Annotated in this window: 18 protein-coding genes; 6 read left to right on the forward strand and 12 right to left on the reverse strand. The window is 72.1% G+C overall.

Features of this window, described 5'->3' with window-relative positions; genetic code table 11:
• Positions 1-118: 118 nt before the first annotated feature.
• The 4 genes from ACFWVE_RS20785 to ACFWVE_RS20800 form a co-directional block, all read right to left on the reverse strand.
• Positions 119-802 carry an ABC transporter ATP-binding protein gene (locus ACFWVE_RS20785; protein WP_384015988.1) on the reverse strand — a complete coding sequence of 228 codons (684 nt, stop codon included), beginning with the start codon at positions 800-802 and terminating at the stop codon, positions 119-121.
• A gap of 110 nt (positions 803-912) precedes the next feature.
• The gene (locus ACFWVE_RS20790) at positions 913-2,394 is read right to left on the reverse strand and encodes an ABC transporter permease (RefSeq protein ID WP_384015990.1); all 1,482 of its coding nucleotides are present in this window, start codon (positions 2,392-2,394) and stop codon (positions 913-915) included.
• Between the two features lie 161 nt (positions 2,395-2,555).
• Positions 2,556-3,812 (reverse strand): Ig-like domain-containing protein, encoded by a 1,257-nt coding sequence (locus ACFWVE_RS20795; protein ID WP_384015992.1) that lies wholly within the window; start codon positions 3,810-3,812, stop codon positions 2,556-2,558.
• A 355-nt stretch (positions 3,813-4,167) separates the two neighbouring features.
• A complete protein-coding gene (locus tag ACFWVE_RS20800; protein WP_384015994.1) occupies positions 4,168-4,509 on the reverse strand; it encodes a hypothetical protein in 342 nt (113 codons plus the stop codon).
• A 108-nt stretch (positions 4,510-4,617) separates the two neighbouring features.
• Here ACFWVE_RS20800 and ACFWVE_RS20805 point away from each other — a divergent pair, with 108 nt between their 5' ends.
• On the forward strand, positions 4,618-4,956 hold the full coding sequence (locus tag ACFWVE_RS20805) for an LAETG motif-containing sortase-dependent surface protein (RefSeq protein WP_384015996.1): 339 nt from the start codon (positions 4,618-4,620) through the stop codon (positions 4,954-4,956).
• Positions 4,957-5,016: 60 nt separating this feature from the next.
• Here the strand turns inward: ACFWVE_RS20805 and hutH are convergent, their stop codons facing one another.
• From hutH to ACFWVE_RS20830, 5 genes are all read right to left on the reverse strand, one after another.
• Positions 5,017-6,657, reverse strand: coding sequence for a histidine ammonia-lyase (gene hutH / locus ACFWVE_RS20810; RefSeq protein WP_384015998.1), 1,641 nt, complete (start codon positions 6,655-6,657; stop codon positions 5,017-5,019).
• A gap of 94 nt (positions 6,658-6,751) precedes the next feature.
• Complete coding sequence (locus ACFWVE_RS20815) at positions 6,752-7,903, reverse strand: diguanylate cyclase domain-containing protein (RefSeq protein WP_384016000.1); 1,152 nt, start codon at positions 7,901-7,903, stop codon at positions 6,752-6,754.
• 390 nt (positions 7,904-8,293) lie between these two features.
• Entirely contained in the window at positions 8,294-9,094 is an 801-nt protein-coding gene (locus tag ACFWVE_RS20820) for an enoyl-CoA hydratase/isomerase family protein (RefSeq protein ID WP_384016002.1), read from the reverse strand.
• A gap of 1,041 nt (positions 9,095-10,135) precedes the next feature.
• A complete protein-coding gene (locus ACFWVE_RS20825) occupies positions 10,136-11,305 on the reverse strand; it encodes an adenylate/guanylate cyclase domain-containing protein (protein WP_384016004.1) in 1,170 nt (389 codons plus the stop codon).
• A 315-nt stretch (positions 11,306-11,620) separates the two neighbouring features.
• Positions 11,621-12,529: a biotin--[acetyl-CoA-carboxylase] ligase gene (locus ACFWVE_RS20830; RefSeq protein WP_384016005.1), complete on the reverse strand. Its 909-nt coding sequence runs from the start codon at positions 12,527-12,529 to the stop codon at positions 11,621-11,623.
• 193 nt (positions 12,530-12,722) lie between these two features.
• On the opposite strand from ACFWVE_RS20830, the gene ACFWVE_RS20835 reads away from it, so the two are divergent.
• The 4 genes from ACFWVE_RS20835 to ACFWVE_RS20850 all read left to right on the forward strand — a co-directional run bounded on the left by ACFWVE_RS20835 (position 12,723) and on the right by ACFWVE_RS20850 (position 15,590).
• Positions 12,723-14,312 carry an acyl-CoA carboxylase subunit beta gene (locus ACFWVE_RS20835; protein WP_384016007.1) on the forward strand — a complete coding sequence of 530 codons (1,590 nt, stop codon included), beginning with the start codon at positions 12,723-12,725 and terminating at the stop codon, positions 14,310-14,312.
• A gap of 16 nt (positions 14,313-14,328) precedes the next feature.
• Positions 14,329-14,538 carry an acyl-CoA carboxylase subunit epsilon gene (locus tag ACFWVE_RS20840; protein WP_384016009.1) on the forward strand — a complete coding sequence of 70 codons (210 nt, stop codon included), beginning with the start codon at positions 14,329-14,331 and terminating at the stop codon, positions 14,536-14,538.
• Positions 14,539-14,676: 138 nt separating this feature from the next.
• Entirely contained in the window at positions 14,677-14,805 is a 129-nt protein-coding gene (mmpB, locus tag ACFWVE_RS20845; protein WP_384016011.1) for a morphogenic membrane protein MmpB, read from the forward strand.
• Between the two features lie 158 nt (positions 14,806-14,963).
• A complete protein-coding gene (locus tag ACFWVE_RS20850; RefSeq protein WP_384016013.1) occupies positions 14,964-15,590 on the forward strand; it encodes a Maf family protein in 627 nt (208 codons plus the stop codon).
• Here ACFWVE_RS20850 and ACFWVE_RS20855 read toward each other — a convergent pair.
• Positions 15,559-16,047, reverse strand: a complete 489-nt coding sequence (locus ACFWVE_RS20855; RefSeq protein ID WP_384016015.1) for a hypothetical protein — start codon at positions 16,045-16,047, stop codon at positions 15,559-15,561. The genes ACFWVE_RS20850 and ACFWVE_RS20855 overlap by 32 nt on opposite strands.
• Before the next feature lie 364 nt (positions 16,048-16,411).
• Here ACFWVE_RS20855 and ACFWVE_RS20860 point away from each other — a divergent pair, with 364 nt between their 5' ends.
• Complete coding sequence (locus ACFWVE_RS20860; protein WP_384016017.1) at positions 16,412-18,184, forward strand: acetyl/propionyl/methylcrotonyl-CoA carboxylase subunit alpha; 1,773 nt, start codon at positions 16,412-16,414, stop codon at positions 18,182-18,184.
• Positions 18,185-18,562: 378 nt separating this feature from the next.
• Here ACFWVE_RS20860 and ACFWVE_RS20865 read toward each other — a convergent pair whose 3' ends face one another.
• Positions 18,563-19,525, reverse strand: coding sequence for a DeoR/GlpR family DNA-binding transcription regulator (locus ACFWVE_RS20865; RefSeq protein ID WP_384016019.1), 963 nt, complete (start codon positions 19,523-19,525; stop codon positions 18,563-18,565).
• A 231-nt stretch (positions 19,526-19,756) separates the two neighbouring features.
• Complete coding sequence (locus ACFWVE_RS20870; RefSeq protein WP_384016021.1) at positions 19,757-21,205, reverse strand: NAD(P)H-quinone dehydrogenase; 1,449 nt, start codon at positions 21,203-21,205, stop codon at positions 19,757-19,759.
• Between the last annotated feature and the right edge of the window lie 102 nt (positions 21,206-21,307).

Here is a 21,307-nt window from a genome sequence, read left to right on the forward strand (position 1 = left end):
CCACCCCGCAATACGATATACTAATGGGTCTGGTGGGCGCGTTTTTGTTTATAACACACCGCGACGCGCCCCCGCCCCGGGGTCCTGCCCGTGGCCGGGGACGCGTCGTGTCCACGGGTCAGGCGCCCACGTTCTCCTTGACCGTGATGCGGCCCTTGCGGATGGTCGCCACGCGCGGGGACTGCTTCGCCAGGGCCGAGTCGTGGGTGACCATGACGAAGGTGAGCCCGAGCTCCTTCCACATCCGGATCAGTACGTCCATGATCTCGTCGCGCATCGACTCGTCGAGGTTTCCGGTGGGCTCGTCGGCGAGCAGCACCTTCGGTTCCTTCACCAGTGCCCGGGCGATGGCCACCCGCTGCTGCTGACCGCCGGACATCTCGGCGGGCAGGTGCCCGAGCCGCTCGCCGAGCCCGACCGCGGCCAGCGCCTCGGCGGCCTTCTCGCGGCGCTCCTTCGTCTTCACTCCGAGCGGGACGAGCGCGGTCTCGACGTTCTCCTGCGCGGTGAGGGTCGGGATCAGGTTGAAGGACTGGAAGACGAAGCCGATGCTCTCGCTGCGCACCCGGGTGAGCCGGGCCTCCGGCAGCTTGGCCAGGTCGGTGCCGTCGAGGAGGATCTCGCCGGAACTGGGGCGGTCGAGCGCGCCGAGCATCTGCAGCAGGGTGGACTTGCCGCCGCCGGTGGGGCCCTGGATGACGAGCCGGTCGCCGTCGGGGATCGTCAGGTCGATGCCGTCGAGGGCGTGAACGGTGTCCTTGCCCCGGGTGTAGCGCCGGGTGACGCCTTTGAGTTCGTACATGGGTCAACTCCTGGATTGCGGTACGAGGGTGAGGGCCCGTCGGCAGTGGGGCGGGGCCCGCGAGGGCGGTGCCGGCACCGGTGCCGCCGGCGGTTCCGGTGCCGGCGGCGCTACGCGACGCGGCGCAGCGCGTCCGCCGGCCGGAGGCGGGAGGCGCGCCAGCCGCCGAAGGCACCGGCGACGAGACCGCCGGCCACCGCGAGGCCGACCGCGAGGGCGACGGTCGTGAGACTGACCGGCGCCGTGAGAGCGACCTCGAGGGTCTTGGCAGCCGCTTCCTGGCCGGGACCGCCACCGCCCGGGCCGCCCATGCCGCCTCGACCGCCCGCACCCCCTCCGCCGCTGCTGCCGAGTTCGGCCTGCAGCGTGGGGCTGACCGCGGTGACGGCGTACGCGCCCGCCAGGCCGAGCGCGATACCGAGCGCGCCGCCGATCAGGCCGTGCACGACCGCCTCGCCGACCACCTGTCCGGTCACCCGCCCCGACTTCCAGCCCAGCGCCTTCAGCGTGCCGAACTCGCGCACCCGGCGGGACACCGCCGAGGAGGTGAGCAGCCCGGCGACGAGGAACGCGGCCACGAGCACCGCGACCGACAGCCACGTGCCGACGCCGGTGGCGAGGGAGGACGCGGTGGACAGCGAGCCGGAGACGGTGTCCGCGAGGTCGGCGGAGGTGGTGACCGTCGTTCCCGAAACGTTCTTCCGGATCGCGGACTTGACGCTGTCGATCTGCTGCGAGTCGGTCGCCCGGACGTAGATCGTGGTGACCTCGTCCTCGGCGTCGGCGAGGGCCTGGGCCTGCTTCAGCGGGATGTAGAGGTCGGCCGCGGCGTCTCCGCTCTCGGCGGTGGCGATACCGATGATCTTGAACTTGGTGCTCTTGACCGTGACGGTGTCACCGGTCCCGAGCTCCTTCTCCTTGGCGTGGGCGGAGTCGACGACGGCCACCTCCGCGTCGGTCTCGCTCGCCTTGAAGGTACGGCCGTCGGTGATCCCGGAGGAGGTCAGCGGGCCGAGCTCCGACTCGGTGACGTCGGTGCCGTAGACGGAGTAGCTGTTGACGTCGAAGTCGGCGCCGCCGCCCTGGACCCGGCCGCCCTCCGACGGCGCGGCCCCGCCTGGACCGCCCTGCTGACCGCTCTCGCCGCTCTCGCCGTCCTGCTGGACCTGGCCGCGGGTGAACTCGCCGCTGACCTTGACGACCTGGAGGCTCAGCCCTCCCACTGCGTCGGCGACACCGCCCTGCTCGCCGACCTTGTCCACGGTGGAGCCGGCCAGGCTCTGGAAACCCTGCACCACGACGCGGTCGGTGCTCTGCTCCCCGCCGGAGTCCTCGTCCTGGGCGTCGAAGCTGAAGCTCGGCCGCTCCGAGCGCTCCGCGCCCTCTTCGGGCGCCTCCATGGCCTTGGTGACCGTCATGTCCGTGCCCAGTCCGTACAGCGACTGCAGGACCTTCTCCTGCGCCCTGCCCATCCCGGAGGACACGGAGCTGACGACGATGACCAGTGCGATACCGAGCGCGAGGCCGGAGGCGACGACGAGGGCCGCTTTTCTGCGGCGGCGCAGTTCGCGCCTCAGGTAGGTGAAGAACATGGAGGCAAGCTAGGGACGGCCCCTGATGAAGTGTTAAGCCCGGGATAAGAGCCGCATGAGAAGAGGACCGGGCCGCACGAACAGACGGATGCCGCCGCCCGCCCGGGAGGGCGGACGACGGCATCGGTCGAGCGGGTCGGGCAGTGGTGCCGGCGGCCGGGTCAGACCGCCGAGCCCGCCTTCCACTGGGCCCAGTCCATGTTCCAGCCGTTGAGGCCGTTGTCCGGGGCGATGGTCTTGTCGCCGGTGTTCTGCACGACGACCACGTCACCGACGATCGAGTTGTCGTAGAACCAGGAGCCCGGCGTGTTCGGGTCGTCGGCGCCCTTGGCGTCGGCCAGTCCGACGCAGCCGTGGCTGGTGTTGGCGCTGCCGAAGATGGACTTGGCACCCCAGTAGTTGCCGTGGATGAAGGTGCCGGAGGTGCTCAGGCGCATGGCGTGCGGCACGTCCTTGATGTCGTACTCGCCCTCGCCGTCGTCGTCGGTGAAGCCGACGGTCGCGCCGTTCATCCGGGTCTCCTTGAACTTCTCGGAGATCACCATCTTGCCTTCGTACGTCTTGTTGTCGGGCGACCCGGCGGAGATCGGGATCGTCCGGATGGTCTTGCCGTTCTGCGTGACCTTCATCTGCTTGGTCTCGGCGTCGACGATCGAGACCTGGTTGCGGCCGATCTTGAAGTTGACCGTCTTCTGCTGGACTCCGTAGACACCCTCGGCACCCTCGACCCCGTCGAGCGCCAGCTTCAGGGTGACGGTGGAGTTCTCCTGCCAGTAGTCCTCGGGACGGCAGTCCATGCGGTTGGCGTTGAACCAGTGGCAGGCGACCTCCTGGCCGCTGCTGGTGGAGACGGTGATGCCCTTCTGGACCTCGGCCTTGTTGGCGATCGCCTTGTCGAAGTTGATCGACACCGGCATGCCGACGCCCACGGTCGAGCCGTCGTCCGGGGTGAAGGTGCCGATGAAGCTGTTGGTCGGCGAGACCGTGGTGAACGACGCGTTCTCGTGGGCGGCGCGGCCCTCGGAGTCCTCGGCGGTGGCGGCCAGCTTGTAGGTGGTGGCGCGCTCCAGCTGGCCGCTGGGCTTCCAGCTCTTCTTGTCCGCCGATATCTCACCCTCGACGACGGTGCCGTCGGTGGCCGTCATCTTGACCTCGGTGAGCGTGCCCTTGGTCACGGCGACCGCGGCGGAGTTGTTGATGGAGGCGTTGTCCGAGCCGTCCTTCGGCGTGATCTTGATCTGGGCCGCGGAGGTCTTCTTGGCCGCCGCCTCGTCGACCTCGGTCTGCGACGCGCCCTTGCCGCTGTCCCCACCGGAACTCGTGTCCTCACCGCCGCCGGAACACGCCGAGAGCACCATCACTCCGCCGAGCAGGGCGGACGCAGCCATCAGGCCCCTGCGCCGCTTACCGTCCGTCATCACACGCTTCTCCATCGTCGCCGCTTGCCCGAACCCCACGGGCCCCGCACCCGAAGCCGAGAGTCCCCGTCAAACACTTCAACGCTACGGCCGGTAGGTCCCGTTCCATATGGGCCGCGAATGTGGGGCTCACCACGTCCATCGCGGCCGGGCGGGAGGTGATCGGCCCATGCGTCACCAGAGACGCCGGTCCCCGGGCAGCGGTTGCCACCCGGGGTCACGATTTCCCCAAACCGGGCCGGCCAGTCACACCGGCCCGCCGCAATTCACCTCATTCGCTCCCTAGTTGTTCAAGCTGGCGAGTATTCCACACTTAGCCACCTTTGCCCTCTTCATGAAGTATGCCCGCATTGAGCTATTTGTCGTGCTCGTCTGACGCGTCGTCGAACTCGTCACCGTCGAGGTCCCACTCGGGCGAGTCCGGGTCGTAGTCGATCTCCTCGCTGCTCCACGAGGCCTGCTGGAGTTCCACGCCCGGCACGTCACCGACCAGACCGAACGGGTCGACGAGATGCGCGAGCGCCTCGGCCATGTCCTCGGTCACCGCGTCCTGGACGGGCTCCCGCTCCTCGGCCGGCAGGTCGCCGTCGTCCGCGATCCTGGCCAGCGCGGCCCTGGCCAGTGCGTCCTCGTCACCGATCTCGAGAACAAGGTCGACCCGAAGCCGTACAAACCGTGATGTCTCTGGAGTGCTCATGCCCGGAGCGTACGGCTCCGGCTCCCGTGACTTTCCTGTGACCCGAGACTTTCACTACCATCAGCCCACACGGCCAATTCGCCAGCGCCACAAGGGGATCGATATTCCGTGTCATCCGCGCTCCGTCCGTTGCTGACCGCCACCGCCGCGGGCACCCTGCTGTGCGCCCTGTGGTTCGTCCCGTCCGCCAACGCGACCTCCGAAGCCCCGGCGGGAAGAACCGCCCCGGCAAGCCCGTCTCCGCAGGTCACAGAGCAGGCAAGGGCTGTTTCCAGCACCTCGGTCGGCACCTCGACCGTGTCGTACGACGGCACCGTCGGCGAGGTCCGGCTCGCCGACACCGGCAGCTTCAACAGCACGCCGTACATCGTCGGCGGCACCGCCTGCCTCACCCTCGGCGCGGGCTTCGTCGTCTACTCGGTCCGCCGGGAACGGCTCGACTTTTGACGTGCTTGACCTTCCCTTGGGATGATCTTGACCGCGGCGCTTCCTGTGCCGCGGCTCCCGTCACCGCAGCGGGCCGGTGACCCGTTCCACAGCCGCCAGCAGGCGTCCGTCGCGTACGAACGCCTCCGCCGCGGCGAGGTCGGGCGCGAGATGGCGGTCCGGGCCGGGACCGCCCACACCGGCCTGTCGCGCGGCCTCGACCACGGCCCGGGTCGCGGGCGCCGGGGTGAGGCCCTCGCGCAACTCCACCGCACGCGCGGCGGCGTACAGCTCGACGGCGATGACCCTGGTGAGGTTGTCGACCGAGGTACGCAGCTTGCGTGCGGCCGACCAGCCCATCGAGACGTGGTCCTCCTGCATCGCGGAGGACGGGATCGAGTCCGCCGACGCCGGGACGGCCAGCCGCTTCAACTCGCTCACGAGCGCGGCCTGCGTGTACTGAGCGATCATCAGACCGGAGTCGACGCCCGCGTCGTCGGCGAGGAACGGCGGCAGCCCGTGGCTGCGGTTCTTGTCCAGCAGCCGGTCGGTGCGGCGCTCGGTGATGGAGCCGAGGTCGGCGACGGCGATGGCGAGGAAGTCCAGCACGTAGGCCACCGGGGCGCCGTGGAAGTTGCCGTTGGACTCCACCCGCCCGCCCCCGGAACCGAACGCCCCCGAACCCGTGCCGTCGTAACCGGTGTCGCCGGGCAGCACCACCGGATTGTCGATGGCGGCGGCGAGTTCGCGCTCGGCGACCAGCCGGGCGTGTGTGATCGTGTCCCGTCCGGCGCCCGCGACCTGCGGGGCGCAGCGCACCGAGTAGGCGTCCTGGACACGCGGGGCGTTGTCCTGGTGATGTCCCGTCATGCCCGAACCGGCGAGCACGGCCAGCATGTTGGCGGCGCTGGCGGCCTGGCCCGGATGCGGGCGGATGGCATGCAGTTCGGGGGCGAGGACCTTGTCGATGCCGAGCAGCGCCTCCAGGCTCATCGCGGCCGTGACGTCGACGGACCGGTACAGGGTGTCGAGGTCGGCGAGGGCCATGATCAGCATGCCGAGCATGCCGTCGGTGCCGTTGAGGAGGGCGAGCCCTTCCTTCTCGCGCAGTTCGACGGGCCGGATCCCGTGCTCGGCGAGCAGGTCGCCGGCGGGGCGCAGGGTCCCGTCGGGCCCTTCGGCCTCCCCCTCGCCCATCAGGGCCAGGGCGCAGTGGGACAGCGGGGCCAGGTCGCCCGAGCAGCCGAGGGAACCGTACTCGTGCACCACGGGGGTGATCCCGGCGTTCAGCACGTCGGCGATCGCCTGCGCGACCTCGGGGCGTACGCCGGTGTGCCCGGAGCAGAGGGTCTTCAGCCGCAGGAACATCAGGGCGCGGACGACCTCGCGCTCGACACGGGGCCCCATGCCGGCGGCGTGCGAGCGGACGATGTTGCGCTGCAGCCGATCACGCAGCTCGGGGCCGATGTGCCGGGTCGCCAGGGCGCCGAAGCCGGTGCTCACCCCGTACACGGGGTCCGGCTTGGCGGCCAGGGCGTCCACGATCTCGCGGGAGGCGGCGAGGGCGGCCAGCGCCTCTCCGGAGAGCTCGACGCGGGCACCGCCGCGCGCCACGGCGAGCACGTCGGACGCGGTCACGCCGGACGCCCGCCCGTCACCCACCACCACCCTTTCAAGGCCGCGCTTCGCGTCTTCCCCGTTCACCACGGTATGCATATCCATATTCAGGAGCGTACGCAGTGAATGCCGTGATGTCACCACCGGGACCGAGGGTCACCCCTTACCGTTGCGCCCGGGCCCCGGGCGCGCGGCCCCCCTACGGCGAGTGCCGCCCCCGGAACCGGCGCCGCTCGCCGTCCGGCTCCCGCACCGGCTCGTCCGCCAGGCGCACGACCGGGTCACCCGGGCCCTCGCGCCCGGCGACGACGGGATGGCGTGCCCGCCCGGCCTTCGCGCGGTACTGCGCCGCGTCGGCCAGCCGGAAGAGCCGCCGGGCGGAATGCACGGGACCGATGGCGTCCCCGGTGGAGGCCACCCCGCAGGCCACACCGTCCCCGATACCCAGCTCCACGGCGCGACGGCACACTTCGTCGGCCACCTTGACCGCCTCGCCGGCGGGCGGCCCCACCGCCAGCAGACAGAACTCGTCCCCGCCGAGCCGCGCCGCGAGGGCACCGGGCAGCATGGCCCCGCACAGGGACAGCACGGTCCCGAACCGCTCGAGCAGCCGGTCGCCGACGGCATGCCCCAGGGTGTCGTTGACCTGCTTGAGCCCGTTCAGATCGCACACGACGAGGCTGACGACGGCCCCGTCCCGGCGGTGCCGCTCGATCGCCTCGTCGAGCCGCACATCCACGGCCCGGCGGTTGGCCAGCCCGGTGAGCGCGTCCGTGTACGCCAGTCGCCGCGCCTCCTCCAGCCGCTCGGTCTGCGCGATCCCGGCGGCGACGACGGCGGCCAGCACCGTCGCGAAGTCGGCGTCGCCCCGCCCGAAGACGGGTGCGCCCACCGGCCGGGCCACGTACAGCTCGCCCCACGCCCGCCCGTGCAGCACGATCGGGGCGACCACGCAGCAGCCGCGCCCGCGCCGGCGCAGGGCCGCCACCCGCTGGTGGGTGTAGCCGGGCCGCCCCTCCGTCGCCCCCCGGGCGGTCTCCACCCAGGCATCCGGCTCACCGCCGCCGGCCGCCCACCGCTCGTGCAGGAACTCGGTGATCTCGGCGAACTGGTGCACGGGATAGGCCTCGTCGTCCGGGAACTCCTCCTCGCCCTCGGCCAGCTCGCCGACGTTGACCAGGACCCGCAGCCGCCCCAGTTCGCGCTCCCACACCGACAGCGCGGCGAAACTCCCGCCGAGCGCCCGGCGGGCCCCGTGGGCCGCGGCCCGCCAGACCTCCCGCGAGCTGTGCGCGGCGGCCATGCCCTGAGCCAGCTCCACCACCGCCGCCAGCCGGCTGTCCTCACCCATTCCTCCAGGCTAGGGACGATCGGCATGAATAGGCATATTTAGGGAGCGAACGGGGAGCGCGACCATGCCCCCAGACGGTCGGCTTCGCTGCCCGCCGTGGAGCCCCACTCCCGTCGTGTTCTTCGCGGCCCGGCAGGAGGGCCGCCGGCCTCCGGGCCGGGCATGACTGCACCCCTGTCGAAGGCATCGTCCACAGGGGTCGCCACCGGGCCCGAGAGGTGCCGTCGGAGACGCCGACGAGAGGTCCGACCACCGCCCGGCCGAGCACGGTACCCGGCATCCCGCGGGCGGCAGGTCCGCATCACGTGGATGCGCGCGTACGGCGCCGACGCCCAAGCCGGCACCGCCCGTCGGCCCGACGCCCCTCCACTTCCGTGCACCGGCGCCGTTCTATTCCCCCGGCCAGTCCGGCGTGCGCTTCTCGTTGAAGGCGGCGACGCCCTCCGCGCGGTCGCCCGAGAACGCCACCGACCTCCAGGCGGCGTCCTCCACCTCGAGGCCGGCCGGCAGATCGAGCCCCTGCCCGAGCCGCAGCGCCCGCTTGGCCGCCCGCAGCCCCACCGGCGAGTTGGCGGCGATCCCGGCGGCCAGGGCCAGCGCCTCCTCCCGGTCCCGTCCCGCCTCCACGAGTTCGTCGACGAGCCCCAGTTCCCGCGCCTCGGCGGCCTCCACCCGGCGCGCCGTGAAGATCAGCTCGGCGGCCCGCGCGGCGCCCACCCGTCTGGGCAGCAGCTGCGTACCGCCACCGCCCGGAATCACCCCGACGGACACCTCGGGCAACCCCACCACGGCCGTACCGTCGGCGACGATCACATCGCAGGACAGGGCCAGTTCGAATCCGCCGCCCAGCGCGAACCCGTGCACCGCCGCCACCGTCGGCACCGGCAGCTCCAGCACACCGGTGTACGCGCCGCGCGCCACCGGCCGCTGGCGCACCAGGTCGGCGTCGCTGAAGGAATTGCGCTCCTTCAGATCGGCCCCCACGCAGAAGGCCCGCTCGTGCGACGAGGTCAGCACCACCACCCGTACGGCCGGGTCCTTCCCCAGCGCCGCGCAGGCCCCGGCGAGGGACCGGGCCATCTCGGTCGAGACGGCGTTCATGGCCTTGGGCCGGTCGAGGACGAGCTCCGCGACACGCCCCTGCTCATGCCGCCGCACCAGCACGAACTCCCCGAACCGTTCCTCACTCATGACACCCTCCGGTTAACGCGGGTTAACATCCGTCGCCCCGATCATCGCAGTCGGCCACCGCCGGCGAAAGGGCGCGCGCCCCGTCCCCTCCTCGCCCCCCGTCCACCCGTTCGAGTGGCATCCCGCCGACTCCGGCCCGGCCCCGTACGGGGAGGCCTGGCGTGCGAGGCACCGCGACACGTGGGGGCGCGTACACAGGGGGAGGAATCACCATGCCGACGAACACGCCGACCTGATCGCCCAGGTCGCCCCGACCAACCGTTCCGCCCGTTCCGCCCGAGCCACCCGAGCCACCCGAGCCGCGGTCCGCCGGGCGGGAGGTGGCCCGGGGAGCACCGGCGCACACCGGATTCGCCCTCTTCGGCACGCGTGTCCGGGGCCGCCACCGCAGACCCCGCCCCCAAAAGCTCCTGCCGGCCGCCGGCGGGCCGGCGCTGACCGCGGGCGCCCTGAGCCTCGTATGCCTGGCGTCCGACCCGGGCCCCGCCGGCCTCGGCGCCGGCACGGCCCCCGCCCGGTCGCCCCGGCCCCCTCGACCGCCACAAGCCCCGGCGCGGACAGCACGGGCGACACGGGCGGTGCCGCGGACAGCGCCGCTCCGGCGTCCCCGGCCGCCCCCGGGGCCGGCCCCCCTCGCCCACCGCGCCGGGCGGTCAGAGCGCGCCGCTGCGCACCCCCGGCGCCCCGGGCAGCACCGCCGCACCGCCCGCCGTCACATCGCCCCCTCACCACTCCCCACCTCCCCGGGGCCCCACCGGACGCACCCGGTGCCCCGCAGCCGCCGGTCCCCACCGGTGCCCCGCCGGACGACCCCGCTCCCCCACCTGCCCCGCGGACCGCACTCCGCCGCAGCCGAAACCACCGCCACCGGACCGGCAGGCACCACCCCCGCCACCGGACCGTCCGGGCGAACCGGACGGCGACGTCCCCCTCCTCTGCGTACCGGTCATCGGCCTGTGCGTGGGCGGCGGACCCGGCCTCAAGGGCTGAACCACCAGGGGCCGTCCCCAGGCCGCCCGGGGGCCGCCGGGAAGCCGGCTCTCAAGACCTCTGGGGATCGTCCCGACGCGTGAGCAGCCACGGCTCGACCACGCCCAGGCCGCGTACCGGCCGCTGCCACATCGGCTGCAGCCCGAAGCGGTACGTCGGCGGTTCCTCGCCCTCCTTCTCCGCCTCGGCCGCCGCCTCGGCCGCCGCCGCCTCGGAGGCGGGCGCGTCACCGGTGCGGATCAGTTCCTCGGCGAAGGCGGTGTCGACGAGTACGGCGTCCCGAGGGGCTATCGAGGTGAGCCGGGAGGCGAGGTTCACCGTCGTGCCGAAGACATCGCCCATCCGGGTGGTGACGGTGCCGAACGCCATGCCGACCCGCAGCTCCGGCATCGTCTCGTCGTTCGCCATGGTCTCGATCAGCCGCAGGGCGATCTCCGCGGCCGTTCCCGCGTCGTCGGCGGCGTAGAGCACCTCGTCGCCGAGGGTCTTGATGAGCCGCCCGCCGCGCGCGGCCACCAGGTCGGCGGCGGTCGTCTCGAAGGCCTCGACGAGTTCGCCGAGCTCCTCCTCCTCCATGCGCCGGGTCAGCCGCGTGAACCCGACGAGGTCGGCGAACGCGACGGCGAGCCGACGGTCCACCATCTCCTCGTCGTCGGCGGCCTGCAGCACCCGTCCGGCCGAGGCGGCGAGCTGCCGGCGCCAGACGTAGACGAGGAACTCCTCCAGCTCGGGCAGGAGCAGCTCGATGATGGGGTACGTGACCTCGGTGCGTGTCATGCCCAGCTCGGGCGGCTCGGTCAGTCCTTCCAGGAAGGAGTCGATCTGCCACTCGGCCAGTCGCGCGGTGGTCTGTCCGGTGGACCGCGCCACCTGCACGGCCATGGCCTCGCTCAGCAGCCCCGCCTCGACCAGGCCGGCCAGCCGGCGCAGCGCCAGGACGTCGGCCTCCGTGAACGCCTTGGCCTGCCCGACGTCGGCGAACCCCATGGCCCGCCAGAACCGTGTGGCCAGCTCCACCGTGACGCTGGCGCTGCGGGCCGCCTGAAAGGGGGTGTAACGGCGCTCGGCACCCAGAATGAGCTGTTCGAGACGCAGAGCGAGCGGGTCCTCGCCGTTGTCGGCGGGACGGGAGCCGTCCCCCCGCTCGCGCGCGGCCGAGGGTGGCGGAAGCTCCGCGCGGCCCTGCGCTTCCGTTCCGGAGCCCGAGTCGTCGACGGTCACGCGTTGCTGCCCTTCCGATCTGCCACGGCCATGTCTCGACCGGCCTCAACTCTACGGCAGGTGTGCGCCAGCTCACTCCGTTCGGTTGTGCCCGCAGGTGGCACGACCGGCGCACCCGGCATCGGGGTACCCACCGTACGCACCCGCACCCGTGCCCGCGTGCGCCCCTCACCCGCCCCCGGGCCGGCAGGGCCTGTGGACCACGGGGCGCCACGGGCCGACAGGGCTCACGGGCCCGACGGGGCTTACGGGCCCGACGGGGCTTACGGGCCCGACGGGGCTTACGGCTCGACGGGGCTTACGGCTCGACGGGGCTTACGGGCCGACGGGGCGTACGTGCACGATGTCGCCCGCTCCCACCGGTTCCTGCATTCCCTCCTCCGTGGCCAGCACCAGGCGCCCGTCCCCGTCGACGGCGACCGCCTCGCCCAGCAGCACCCGGTCCCCCGGCAGCTCGGCGCGCACCACCCGCCCGAGGGTCGCGCACCCCGCCGCGTACGTCTCCTGCAGGCCGCTCGCGACCGGGTCGCCGCCCGCCTCCCGCCAGCGCCCGTACCACTCCTCCAGCGACCGCAGCACGCCCCGCAGCAGCGGGTCCCGGTCCGTGGTCACCGCGCCGGCCAGCGCCAGCGACCCGGCGGTGGGCACCGGCAGCTCGTCGGCACGCAGGCTGACGTTGATCCCGACGCCGATCACCACCCCGTCGTCCCCGGCCCGCTCCGCGAGGATTCCGGCGGCCTTGCGCTCCTCGCCGCCGACGGTGACGAGAAGGTCGTTGGGCCACTTCAGGGCCGTGTCGACGCCCGCGGTCCGGGACAGTCCGGTGGCCACCGCGACGCCGGTGAGCAGCGGCAGCCAGCCCCAGCGGGCCACCGGCACCCCGGCGGGCCGGAGCAGTACGGAGAAGAAGAGACCGGAGCGGGCCGGCGCCGTCCACTGCCGGTCCAGGCGGCCCCGCGCGGCGGTCTGCTCCTCGGCGATCAGCACGGACCCCTCGTCGGCCGTCCCCTCGTCGGCGCGGGCCACGAGGTCGGAGTTGGTGGAGCCGGTGCGCTGCACCACGTCGACCTGCCGCCACAGCCCGCCGTCGCGCACCAGGCCTCTGCGCAGGCCGGCGGCGTTCAACGGCGGGCGGTCGAGATCGGACCAGCGTCCCGACCCGCCTTTCGACCCGGGCGGGAGGTCCGGGCCGGTCGCGCCTTCGTCATCCGGTGACTTCGTCATGCGGCCACCCTAGGTACGACGTCCCGCGCGCCGCACCGCGGCGGGGACGGGTCGGGGCGGATCTCAGCCCGTTCCCGGCTCTGTGAAGGGGGAAGCAGTGTGGGAAAGACCGCACTGCCGATCCCAGGGGCCCCCACTACGCTACGGATGAGTAACCGTCCCCCCTTTTGAGCAGGCAGGGAGCCGTATCCCGATGTCCGAGCCGGAAGTGCAGCAGCCCGACATTCACACGACCGCGGGCAAGCTCGCGGATCTGAGGCGTCGCATTCACGAGGCGACGCACGCCGGTTCGGAACGGGCCGTGGAGAAGCAGCACGCCAAGGGCAAGCTGACGGCCCGTGAGCGGATCGGTCTGCTGCTCGACGAGGGGTCGTTCGTCGAGCTGGACGAGTTCGCCCGGCACCGTTCCACCAACTTCGGGCTGGAGAACAACCGTCCGTACGGCGACGGCGTCGTCACCGGGTACGGCACGGTCGACGGCCGCCCGGTCGCCGTGTTCTCGCAGGACTTCACGGTCTTCGGCGGGGCGCTGGGCGAGGTGTACGGGCAGAAGATCGTCAAGGTCATGGACTTCGCCCTGAAGACCGGCTGCCCGGTCATCGGGATCAACGACTCCGGCGGTGCCCGGATCCAGGAGGGCGTGGCCTCGCTGGGCGCCTACGGCGAGATCTTCCGCCGCAACACCCATGCCTCCGGGGTGATCCCGCAGATCAGCCTGGTCGTCGGCCCGTGCGCGGGCGGCGCGGTCTACTCCCCGGCGATCACCGACTTCACGGTCATGGTCGACAAGACCTCTCACATGTTCATCACCGGTCCGGACGTCATCAGGACGGTCACCGGCGAGGACGTCGGCTTCGAGGAGCTGGGCGGCGCCCGCACCCACAACTCCGCCTCGGGCGTGGCCCACCACATGGCCGGGGACGAGAAGGACGCCATCGAGTACGTCAAGCAGCTGCTGTCGTACCTGCCGTCCAACAACCTCTCCGAGCCCCCGGCGTACCCGGAGGAGGCGGACCTCACCGTCACCGACGAGGACCGCGAGCTGGACACGATCGTCCCGGACAGCGCGAACCAGCCGTACGACATGCACGCGGTGCTCGAGCACGTCCTGGACGACGGCGAGTTCTTCGAGACGCAGGCGCTGTTCGCGCCGAACATCGTCACCGGCTACGGGCGGGTGGAGGGCCGGCCTGTCGGCATCGTCGCCAACCAGCCGATGCGGTTCGCCGGATGCCTGGACATCACCGCCTCCGAGAAGGCGGCCCGTTTCGTGCGCACCTGCGACGCCTTCAACGTGCCGGTGCTGACCTTCGTCGACGTGCCCGGCTTCCTGCCCGGGGTCGACCAGGAGCACGACGGCATCATCCGGCGCGGCGCCAAGCTGATCTTCGCGTACGCGGAGGCGACCGTTCCGCTGATCACCGTCATCACTCGCAAGGCCTTCGGCGGCGCCTACGACGTCATGGGCTCCAAGCACCTGGGCGCCGACATCAACCTGGCGTGGCCCACCGCCCAGATCGCGGTGATGGGCGCGCAGGGCGCCGTCAACATCCTGCACCGCCGCACCATCGCCGAATCGGACGATGCCGAGGCCACCCGTGCCCGGCTGATGCAGGAGTACGAGGACGCGCTGCTCAACCCGTACGTGGCGGCCGAGCGCGGCTACATCGACGCGGTGATCATGCCGTCGGACACCCGCCGGCACATCGTCCGCGGGCTGCGTCAGCTGCGGACGAAGCGGAGCTCCCTGCCTCCGAAGAAGCACGGCAACATCCCTCTCTAGGCCCGTTGGAGCCACCATGACGATCAAGGTCGTACGGGGCAACCCGACCCCGGAGGAGCTGGCCGCCGCACTGGCGGTGGTCCGGGTGCGCGCCGCGGCGGCGTCCGCCGTGCCGTCCGGCGCGCCCGCTCCCCGCGACTCCTGGTCCGACCCGTCCCGCATCGCCGGCCGCCGCCTGCCCCAGCCGGGGCCGACGGCCTGGTCGCGCACATACTGGCCGGGCTGAGCCGCAGCCGGCCTCAGGGGCGCGAGGCTGTCCCGATGTCCGGCTCCGCCGCGCGGGCACACAGGAGGACGACAGAGGGGGGCGATTTGAGTACCCGTACTCAGGCGCCCTCCCCCGGCTCAGCCCCACGCTGGTGGCATGCTGTGGTCCGATCCCGAGAACGAGCCGCCGAAGGAACTGCGGGACACGCAGGAGATGCTGCGGCGGCTGGGCGTTCTCGTGGCACTGGCCATGGTCCTCGCGATGATCGTGATCGGCGTGCGGTGAGACGCGCTGCGAGAGGTCCGGTGAGACCTCCGGTCTCCGGTGGGACCTCCGGTGTCCGGTGGGACCTCCGGTGTCCGGTGGGACCTCCGGTGTCCGGTGGGACCTCCGTGGGGGCGCCCGGACACGCCGGTGGGCGGATGCGCCGATACGCTGATCGCATGACAGATCAGCCCCGCCGCCGGCTCGTGCTCGCCTCCCAGTCCCCCGCCCGGCTCGGACTGCTCCGCCAGGCCGGACTCACCCCCGAGGTGATCGTCAGCGGAGTCGACGAGGACGCCGTCACCGCGCCCACACCGGCCGAACTGGCCCTCGCCCTCGCCGAGGCGAAGGCCTCCGTCGTCGCGGCGAAGCCGGAGGTCCTCGGTGCCCTGGTGATCGGCTGCGACTCGGTGCTCGAGCTGGACGGCCAGGCCCTCGGCAAGCCCGCGGACGCCGAGGAGGCCACCGCCCGCTGGAAGGCGATGCGGGGCCGCGCGGGCGTCCTCCAGACCGGCCACTGCATCTACGACACCGCCACGGACGGCAGCCGGTACGCCTCCGCCACCGCGTCCACCGTCGTCCGCTTCGGAGAACCCTCGGACGAGGAGATCGCCGCCTACGTCGCCTCCGGCGAACCGCTCCATGTCGCGGGGGCGTTCACCCTGGACGGCCGCTCGGCCCCGTTCATCGAGGGCATCGACGGCGACCACGGGAACGTCATCGGCATCAGCCTGCCGCTGGTGCGGCGCCTGCTGGCCCGGCTGGACGTGGGCATCACTCAGCTGTGGGCGCCGCGGGAGAGGTGACCGGGGCGCCGCCGGCGGCGGGCTCGGCGGGTGGTCCGGTGGCGCCGGCGGGCCCGCCCGGACGGCTGTCGGGGTCGTACGTCATCAGCAGCAGCACGATGAGGGCGAACACCGCCGTCATGCAGAGGAACGCGGACGCGCCGACCAGCCCCCACGCGAAGGCGCCCAGCAGCGCGTGCACCACGGCGGCGCTGATCAGCAGGACCCGGCCCGGCCCGAAGGGGGCGCGGTCGCGCAGGGCGACCAGCAGCGCGACGAGGCCGCACAGGGCGAAGTACAGCCCGAAGACGATGCCGCCGGCCTTCGAGGACACCGACATCATGTGCGGGTCGAGGCCGGCCAGTGACATGTCCTGCCGGTCGACGACGATCCCGAGGAACCAGTTCAGGGCACCGATGCCGAACCCTTCGGCGAAGAGCACGAGTGCCACGGTCCACGCCACCGGTCTGCGGACCACCGGCCCCCACCCACTTTCGAGCACGACTGCGGTTACCCCGAGTATGTTCGAGACGGCGCGAACGTTACTGGCAAGTAAAGTCAGGGACAAGGGTCCCGCGAACGGCAAAGAATCATTGGGCCATTCGTAGGGACTCGACAAAAAAACGCAGTGGGCCGCAGCACGCTCTCACAGAGACCTTGACCACATGGGAAGGCTAGGGTTTCCCGGAGGAGTCTTGCGTACCAAGGCGCGACATGGGATTTCGCGGGTCGAGCGAGCCTCGAATCACGCTCCGTGTGGGCAAGCTCACCAGTGGGGACGGGTCGTAGTGCCGTGTCGGCAGTCCCTAAACTCGGCTTGTTTCAAGGAGGGAGCCTCAATCGTGCGCAAGGTGCTCATCGCCAACCGTGGCGAAATCGCTGTCCGCGTGGCCCGAGCCTGTCGGGATGCCGGTATCTCGAGCGTGGCCGTCTACGCGGACCCGGACCGGGACGCTCTGCATGTCCGCGCCGCGGACGAGGCGTTCGCCCTGGGCGGTGACACTCCCGCGACCAGCTACCTCGACATCGGCAAAGTCCTGAAGGCCGCCCGCGAGTCGGGTGCCGACGCCATCCACCCCGGCTACGGCTTCCTCTCCGAGAACGCCGAGTTCGCCCAGGCGGTCCTCGACGCCGGGCTCGTCTGGATCGGCCCGCCGCCGCAGGCCATCCGCGACCTCGGCGACAAGGTCGCCGCCCGCCACATCGCCCAGCGCGCCGGCGCCCCCCTGGTGGCCGGTACGCCCGACCCGGTGTCCGGCTCCGACGAGGTCGTCGCCTTCGCCGAGGAGCACGGCCTGCCGATCGCGATCAAGGCCGCGTTCGGCGGTGGCGGCCGCGGCCTGAAGGTCGCCCGCACCCTCGAAGAGGTCCCGGAGCTGTACGACTCCGCGGTCCGCGAGGCGGTGGCCGCCTTCGGCCGCGGCGAATGCTTCGTCGAGCGCTACCTGGACAAGCCGCGGCACGTGGAGACCCAGTGCCTGGCCGACCGGCACGGCAACGTGGTCGTCGTCTCCACCCGTGACTGCTCGCTGCAGCGCCGCCACCAGAAGCTGGTCGAGGAGGCCCCGGCGCCGTTCCTGTCCGACGAGCAGGTCGCGGAGCTGTACTCGTCCTCGAAGGCCATCCTGAAGGAGGCCGGCTACGTCGGCGCCGGCACGGTGGAGTTCCTGGTCGGCCTCGACGGCACGATCTCCTTCCTGGAGGTCAACACCCGTCTCCAGGTGGAGCACCCGGTCACCGAGGAGGTCTCCGGCATCGACCTGGTGCGCGAGATGTTCCGCATCGCCGACGGCGAGGTCCTCGGCTACGACGACCCGCCGCTGCGCGGTCACTCCTTCGAGTTCCGGATCAACGGCGAGGACCCGGGCCGCGGCTTCCTTCCCGCCCCCGGCACCGTCACCGCGTTCGCCCCGCCGTCCGGTCCGGGCGTGCGCCTGGACGCGGGCGTCGAGTCCGGTTCGGTCATCGGCCCGGCCTGGGACTCCCTGCTGGCCAAGCTGATCGTCACCGGCCGCACCCGCGAGGAAGCGCTCCAGCGGGCCGCCCGCGCCCTGGACGAGTTCCAGGTCGAGGGCATGGCCACCGCCGTCCCGTTCCACCGCGCCGTGGTCAGGGATCCCGCGTTCGCCCCCGAACTCACCGGCTCCGGAGACCCGTTCACGGTCCACACCCGCTGGATCGAGACCGAGTTCGTCAACGAGATCAAGCCCTTCACCGCCGGCACGGACGCCGAGGCGGACGAGGAGGCCGACCGGGAGACCGTCGTCGTCGAGGTCGGCGGCAAGCGCCTCGAGGTCTCCCTGCCCGCCTCGCTCGGCATGTCGCTGGCCCGCACGGGCCTCGCGGCCGGGGCCAAGCCCAAGCGCCGGGCGGCGAAGAAGTCCGGCCCCATGGCCTCGGGCGACACCCTCGCCTCCCCGATGCAGGGCACCATCGTGAAGATCGCGGTGGAGGAGGGCCAGGAGGTCAAGGAGGGCGACCTCGTCGTCGTCCTGGAGGCCATGAAGATGGAGCAGCCCCTCAACGCCCACCGCTCCGGCACCGTCAAGGGCCTGAGCGCGGAGGTCGGCGCGTCCGTCACGTCCGGCGCGGTCATCTGCGAGATCAAGGACTGACGGCCCGGCCGTACGACATTCGGGGGCGAGCGGCGGACCGGCCTCGGTCCACCGCTCGCCCCCGTCCTCGGCCGATACGCCGGTGCCCGCCCCCGGTGCCCGCCCGGCCCCACGAAGGGGGCGAGCGGTCCCGGCCTGCTTTCGGCAGGACAGGCCCGCTCGGGCTCGCCCCGACCGCCGTACCGCTCGTCGGCCTCACCGTCGGCGGTACTGCGGTGGACCTCGCGTCAGGCGTCGGCCGCAACGGCCCGTGTCGGGCGACCGGGGCACCCCTGTCATGCTCGGTGCGGACAGCAGTCCCCAGGTCAGGACCGGCCGGGACGACGGCCCGTGCCGGAGGGACGGGCCGAGCAGCGGATCCGCGCCGGACGGACCGGCTCACCGCCTGCGCAGGTCCGCGACCCGTGCCCGCTCCGTGCTCTGGGCCTGTTCGGCCGCCCCCAGACCCGCCGCCGACCGCAGCCCCGGCCCCTGCCGACGGGGCCCCGGCAGCGGCATGTCCCGGCGCTGCTGCTGCCGTGCCGGGGCCCCGTCACCCCCCGGGCCCGCGATGCCTCCCGCCGCTCCGGCCACGGCGATCTGGACGCCCTGGTCGGCGAGTGCCTGCAACTCGGTGCCTGCGCGGTCGTCGTGCGCGGGCGGCTCGTCCGTCACCAGGCGGGTGATGAGGTCCGTGGGCACGGTCTGGAACATGGTGTCCATGCCGAGCTTGCCGTGGTCGGCGAGGACCACCACCTCCGCGGCGGCCTGCACCAGCGCCCGGTCGACGGAGGCCGACAGCATGTTGGACGTGGACAGCCCGCGCTCTGCGGTCAGCCCGCTCCCGGAGAGGAACGCCCTGGACACCCGCAGTCCCTGGAGGGACTGTTCGGCACCGCTGCCGACGAGGGCGTAGTTCGAACCGCGCAGCGTACCGCCGGTCATCACGACCTCGACCCGGTTGGCGTGCGCCAGCGCCTGGGCCACGAGCAGGGAGTTGGTGACGACGGTCAGCCCGGACACCCGGGCCAGCCGGCGCGCCAGCTCCTGCGTGGTGGTACCCGCACCGACCACGACGGCCTCGCCCTCCTCCACGAAACTCGCGGCGAGGTCGGCGATGGCGGTCTTCTCGGCGGTCGCGAGATGGGACTTCTGCGGGAAGCCGGACTCCCGCGTGAAACCACCCGGCAGTACCGCACCGCCGTGCCGGCGGTCGAGGAGTCCTTCTGCCTCCAGCGCGCGCACGTCCCGCCGTACGGTCACTTCGGAGGTCTGGACGACGCGGGCGAGTTCACGGAGCGACACGGCCCCGTTCGCTCGCACCATTTCGAGGATCAATTGGCGACGTTCTGCAGCGAACACGAAACTGACAGTAACTCCAGCGACCGTCTGTTTTCAGCACTTTGCGCTGAATAGCAGAAGTTGTTCGCGCACCCGACCGTCAAGTGGTATAAGCGCCAAGTGACGGCCTGGTTGCATCGCTCGTGCCGCACGCGTATCCCACAACTCCCCGTTACCAAAGGAGAGTTGACGGAGGCCCGTGGGACGTCGGCGGGATCCGCGGGGCGTCGACCGGCAGCCGGGTTCGATCCGTCAGGCTTCCCCGGGCACCTTCCGCGTGTGCAACTGCCGTGCCACCTCGGCGATCGATCCCGACAGCGAGGGATACACGGTGAAGGCGTTCGCGATCTGCTCGACCGTCAGGTTGTTGTCGACCGCGAGCGAGATGGGGTGGATCAGCTCCGAGGCGCGCGGCGCGACCACGACGCCGCCCACCACGATCTCGGTGCCCGGCCGGCAGAGGATCTTGACGAATCCGTCGCGGATGCCCTGCATCTTCGCGCGGGGGTTGCGCAGCAGCGGCAGCTTCACGACCCGCGCGTCGATCTTGCCCGCGTCGACGTCGGCCTGGGTGTAGCCGACCGTGGCGATCTCGGGGTCGGTGAACACGTTCGACGAGACGGTCTTCAGGTTCAGCGGAGCGACCGCGTCGCCCAGGAAGTGGTACATGGCGATGCGTCCCTGCATCGCCGCCACCGACGCCAGCGCGAAGACCCCGGTGACGTCACCGGCCGCGTACACGCCCGGGGCGCTGGTGCGGGAGACCCGGTCGGTCCAGATGTGCCCCGACTCGCGCAGCCTGACCCCGGCCTCCTCGAGCCCCATGCCCGCGGAGTTCGGGACGGCGCCGACGGCCATCAGGCAGTGCGACCCGGTGATGACCCGCCCGTCCGCGAGGGTCACCTCCACCCGGTCCCCGACCCGCTTGGCGGACTGCGCGCGCGAGCGCGCCATGACGTTCATGCCGCGTCGGCGGAAGACGTCCTCCAGTACCACGGCGGCGTCCGGGTCCTCGCCCGGCAGCACCCGGTCGCGCGACGACACGAGCGTCACCTTCGAGCCCAGCGCCTGGTACGCGCCGGCGAACTCGGCGCCGGTCACACCGGATCCGACCACGATGAGCTCCTCGGGGAGCTCGTTCAGGTCGTACACCTGGGTCCAGTTCAGGATGCGCTCGCCGTCCGGCAGCGCGTCGGCCAGCTCACGCGGCTTGCCGCCGGTGGCGATGAGCACCGCGTCGGCGGCCAGCGTCTCCTCGGTCCCGTCGGCGGCCCGGACGACGACCTTGCGCGAGCCGTCCAGGGCCTGCATGCCCTCGAGCCGCCCGCGGCCGCGCAGCACCCGCGCGCCGGCCCGCGTCACGGACGCCGTGATGTCGTGCGACTGGGCCAGGGCCAGCCGCTTCACCCGGCGGTTCACCTTCCCCAAGTCCACGCCCACGACCCGGGCGGCCTGGTCCACGTGCGGGGTGTCGTCGGCGACGATGATGCCCAGCTCCTCGTAGGAGGAGTCGAAGGTGGTCATCACCTCGGCCGTGGCGATCAGGGTCTTCGACGGCACGCAGTCGGTGAGGACCGACGCGCCGCCCAGGCCGTCGCTGTCGACGACGGTCACCTCCGCGCCGAGCTGCGCGGCGACCAGCGCCGCTTCGTATCCGCCGGGTCCGCCACCGATGATCACGATCCGAGTCACGTACTCCATTCTCCCGCACCCCGCACCGTGCGACCGCCCCGGGGGTCCGGCCGTGGCCCCGCTGTTACCGGACCTGTTGCCGGAGTGGCCCGCGGTGCGGCTGCCGTACGC

It is taken from the genome of Streptomyces sp. NPDC058632 (assembly GCF_042717095.1).
Classification (GTDB): Bacteria; Actinomycetota; Actinomycetes; order Streptomycetales; family Streptomycetaceae; genus Streptomyces.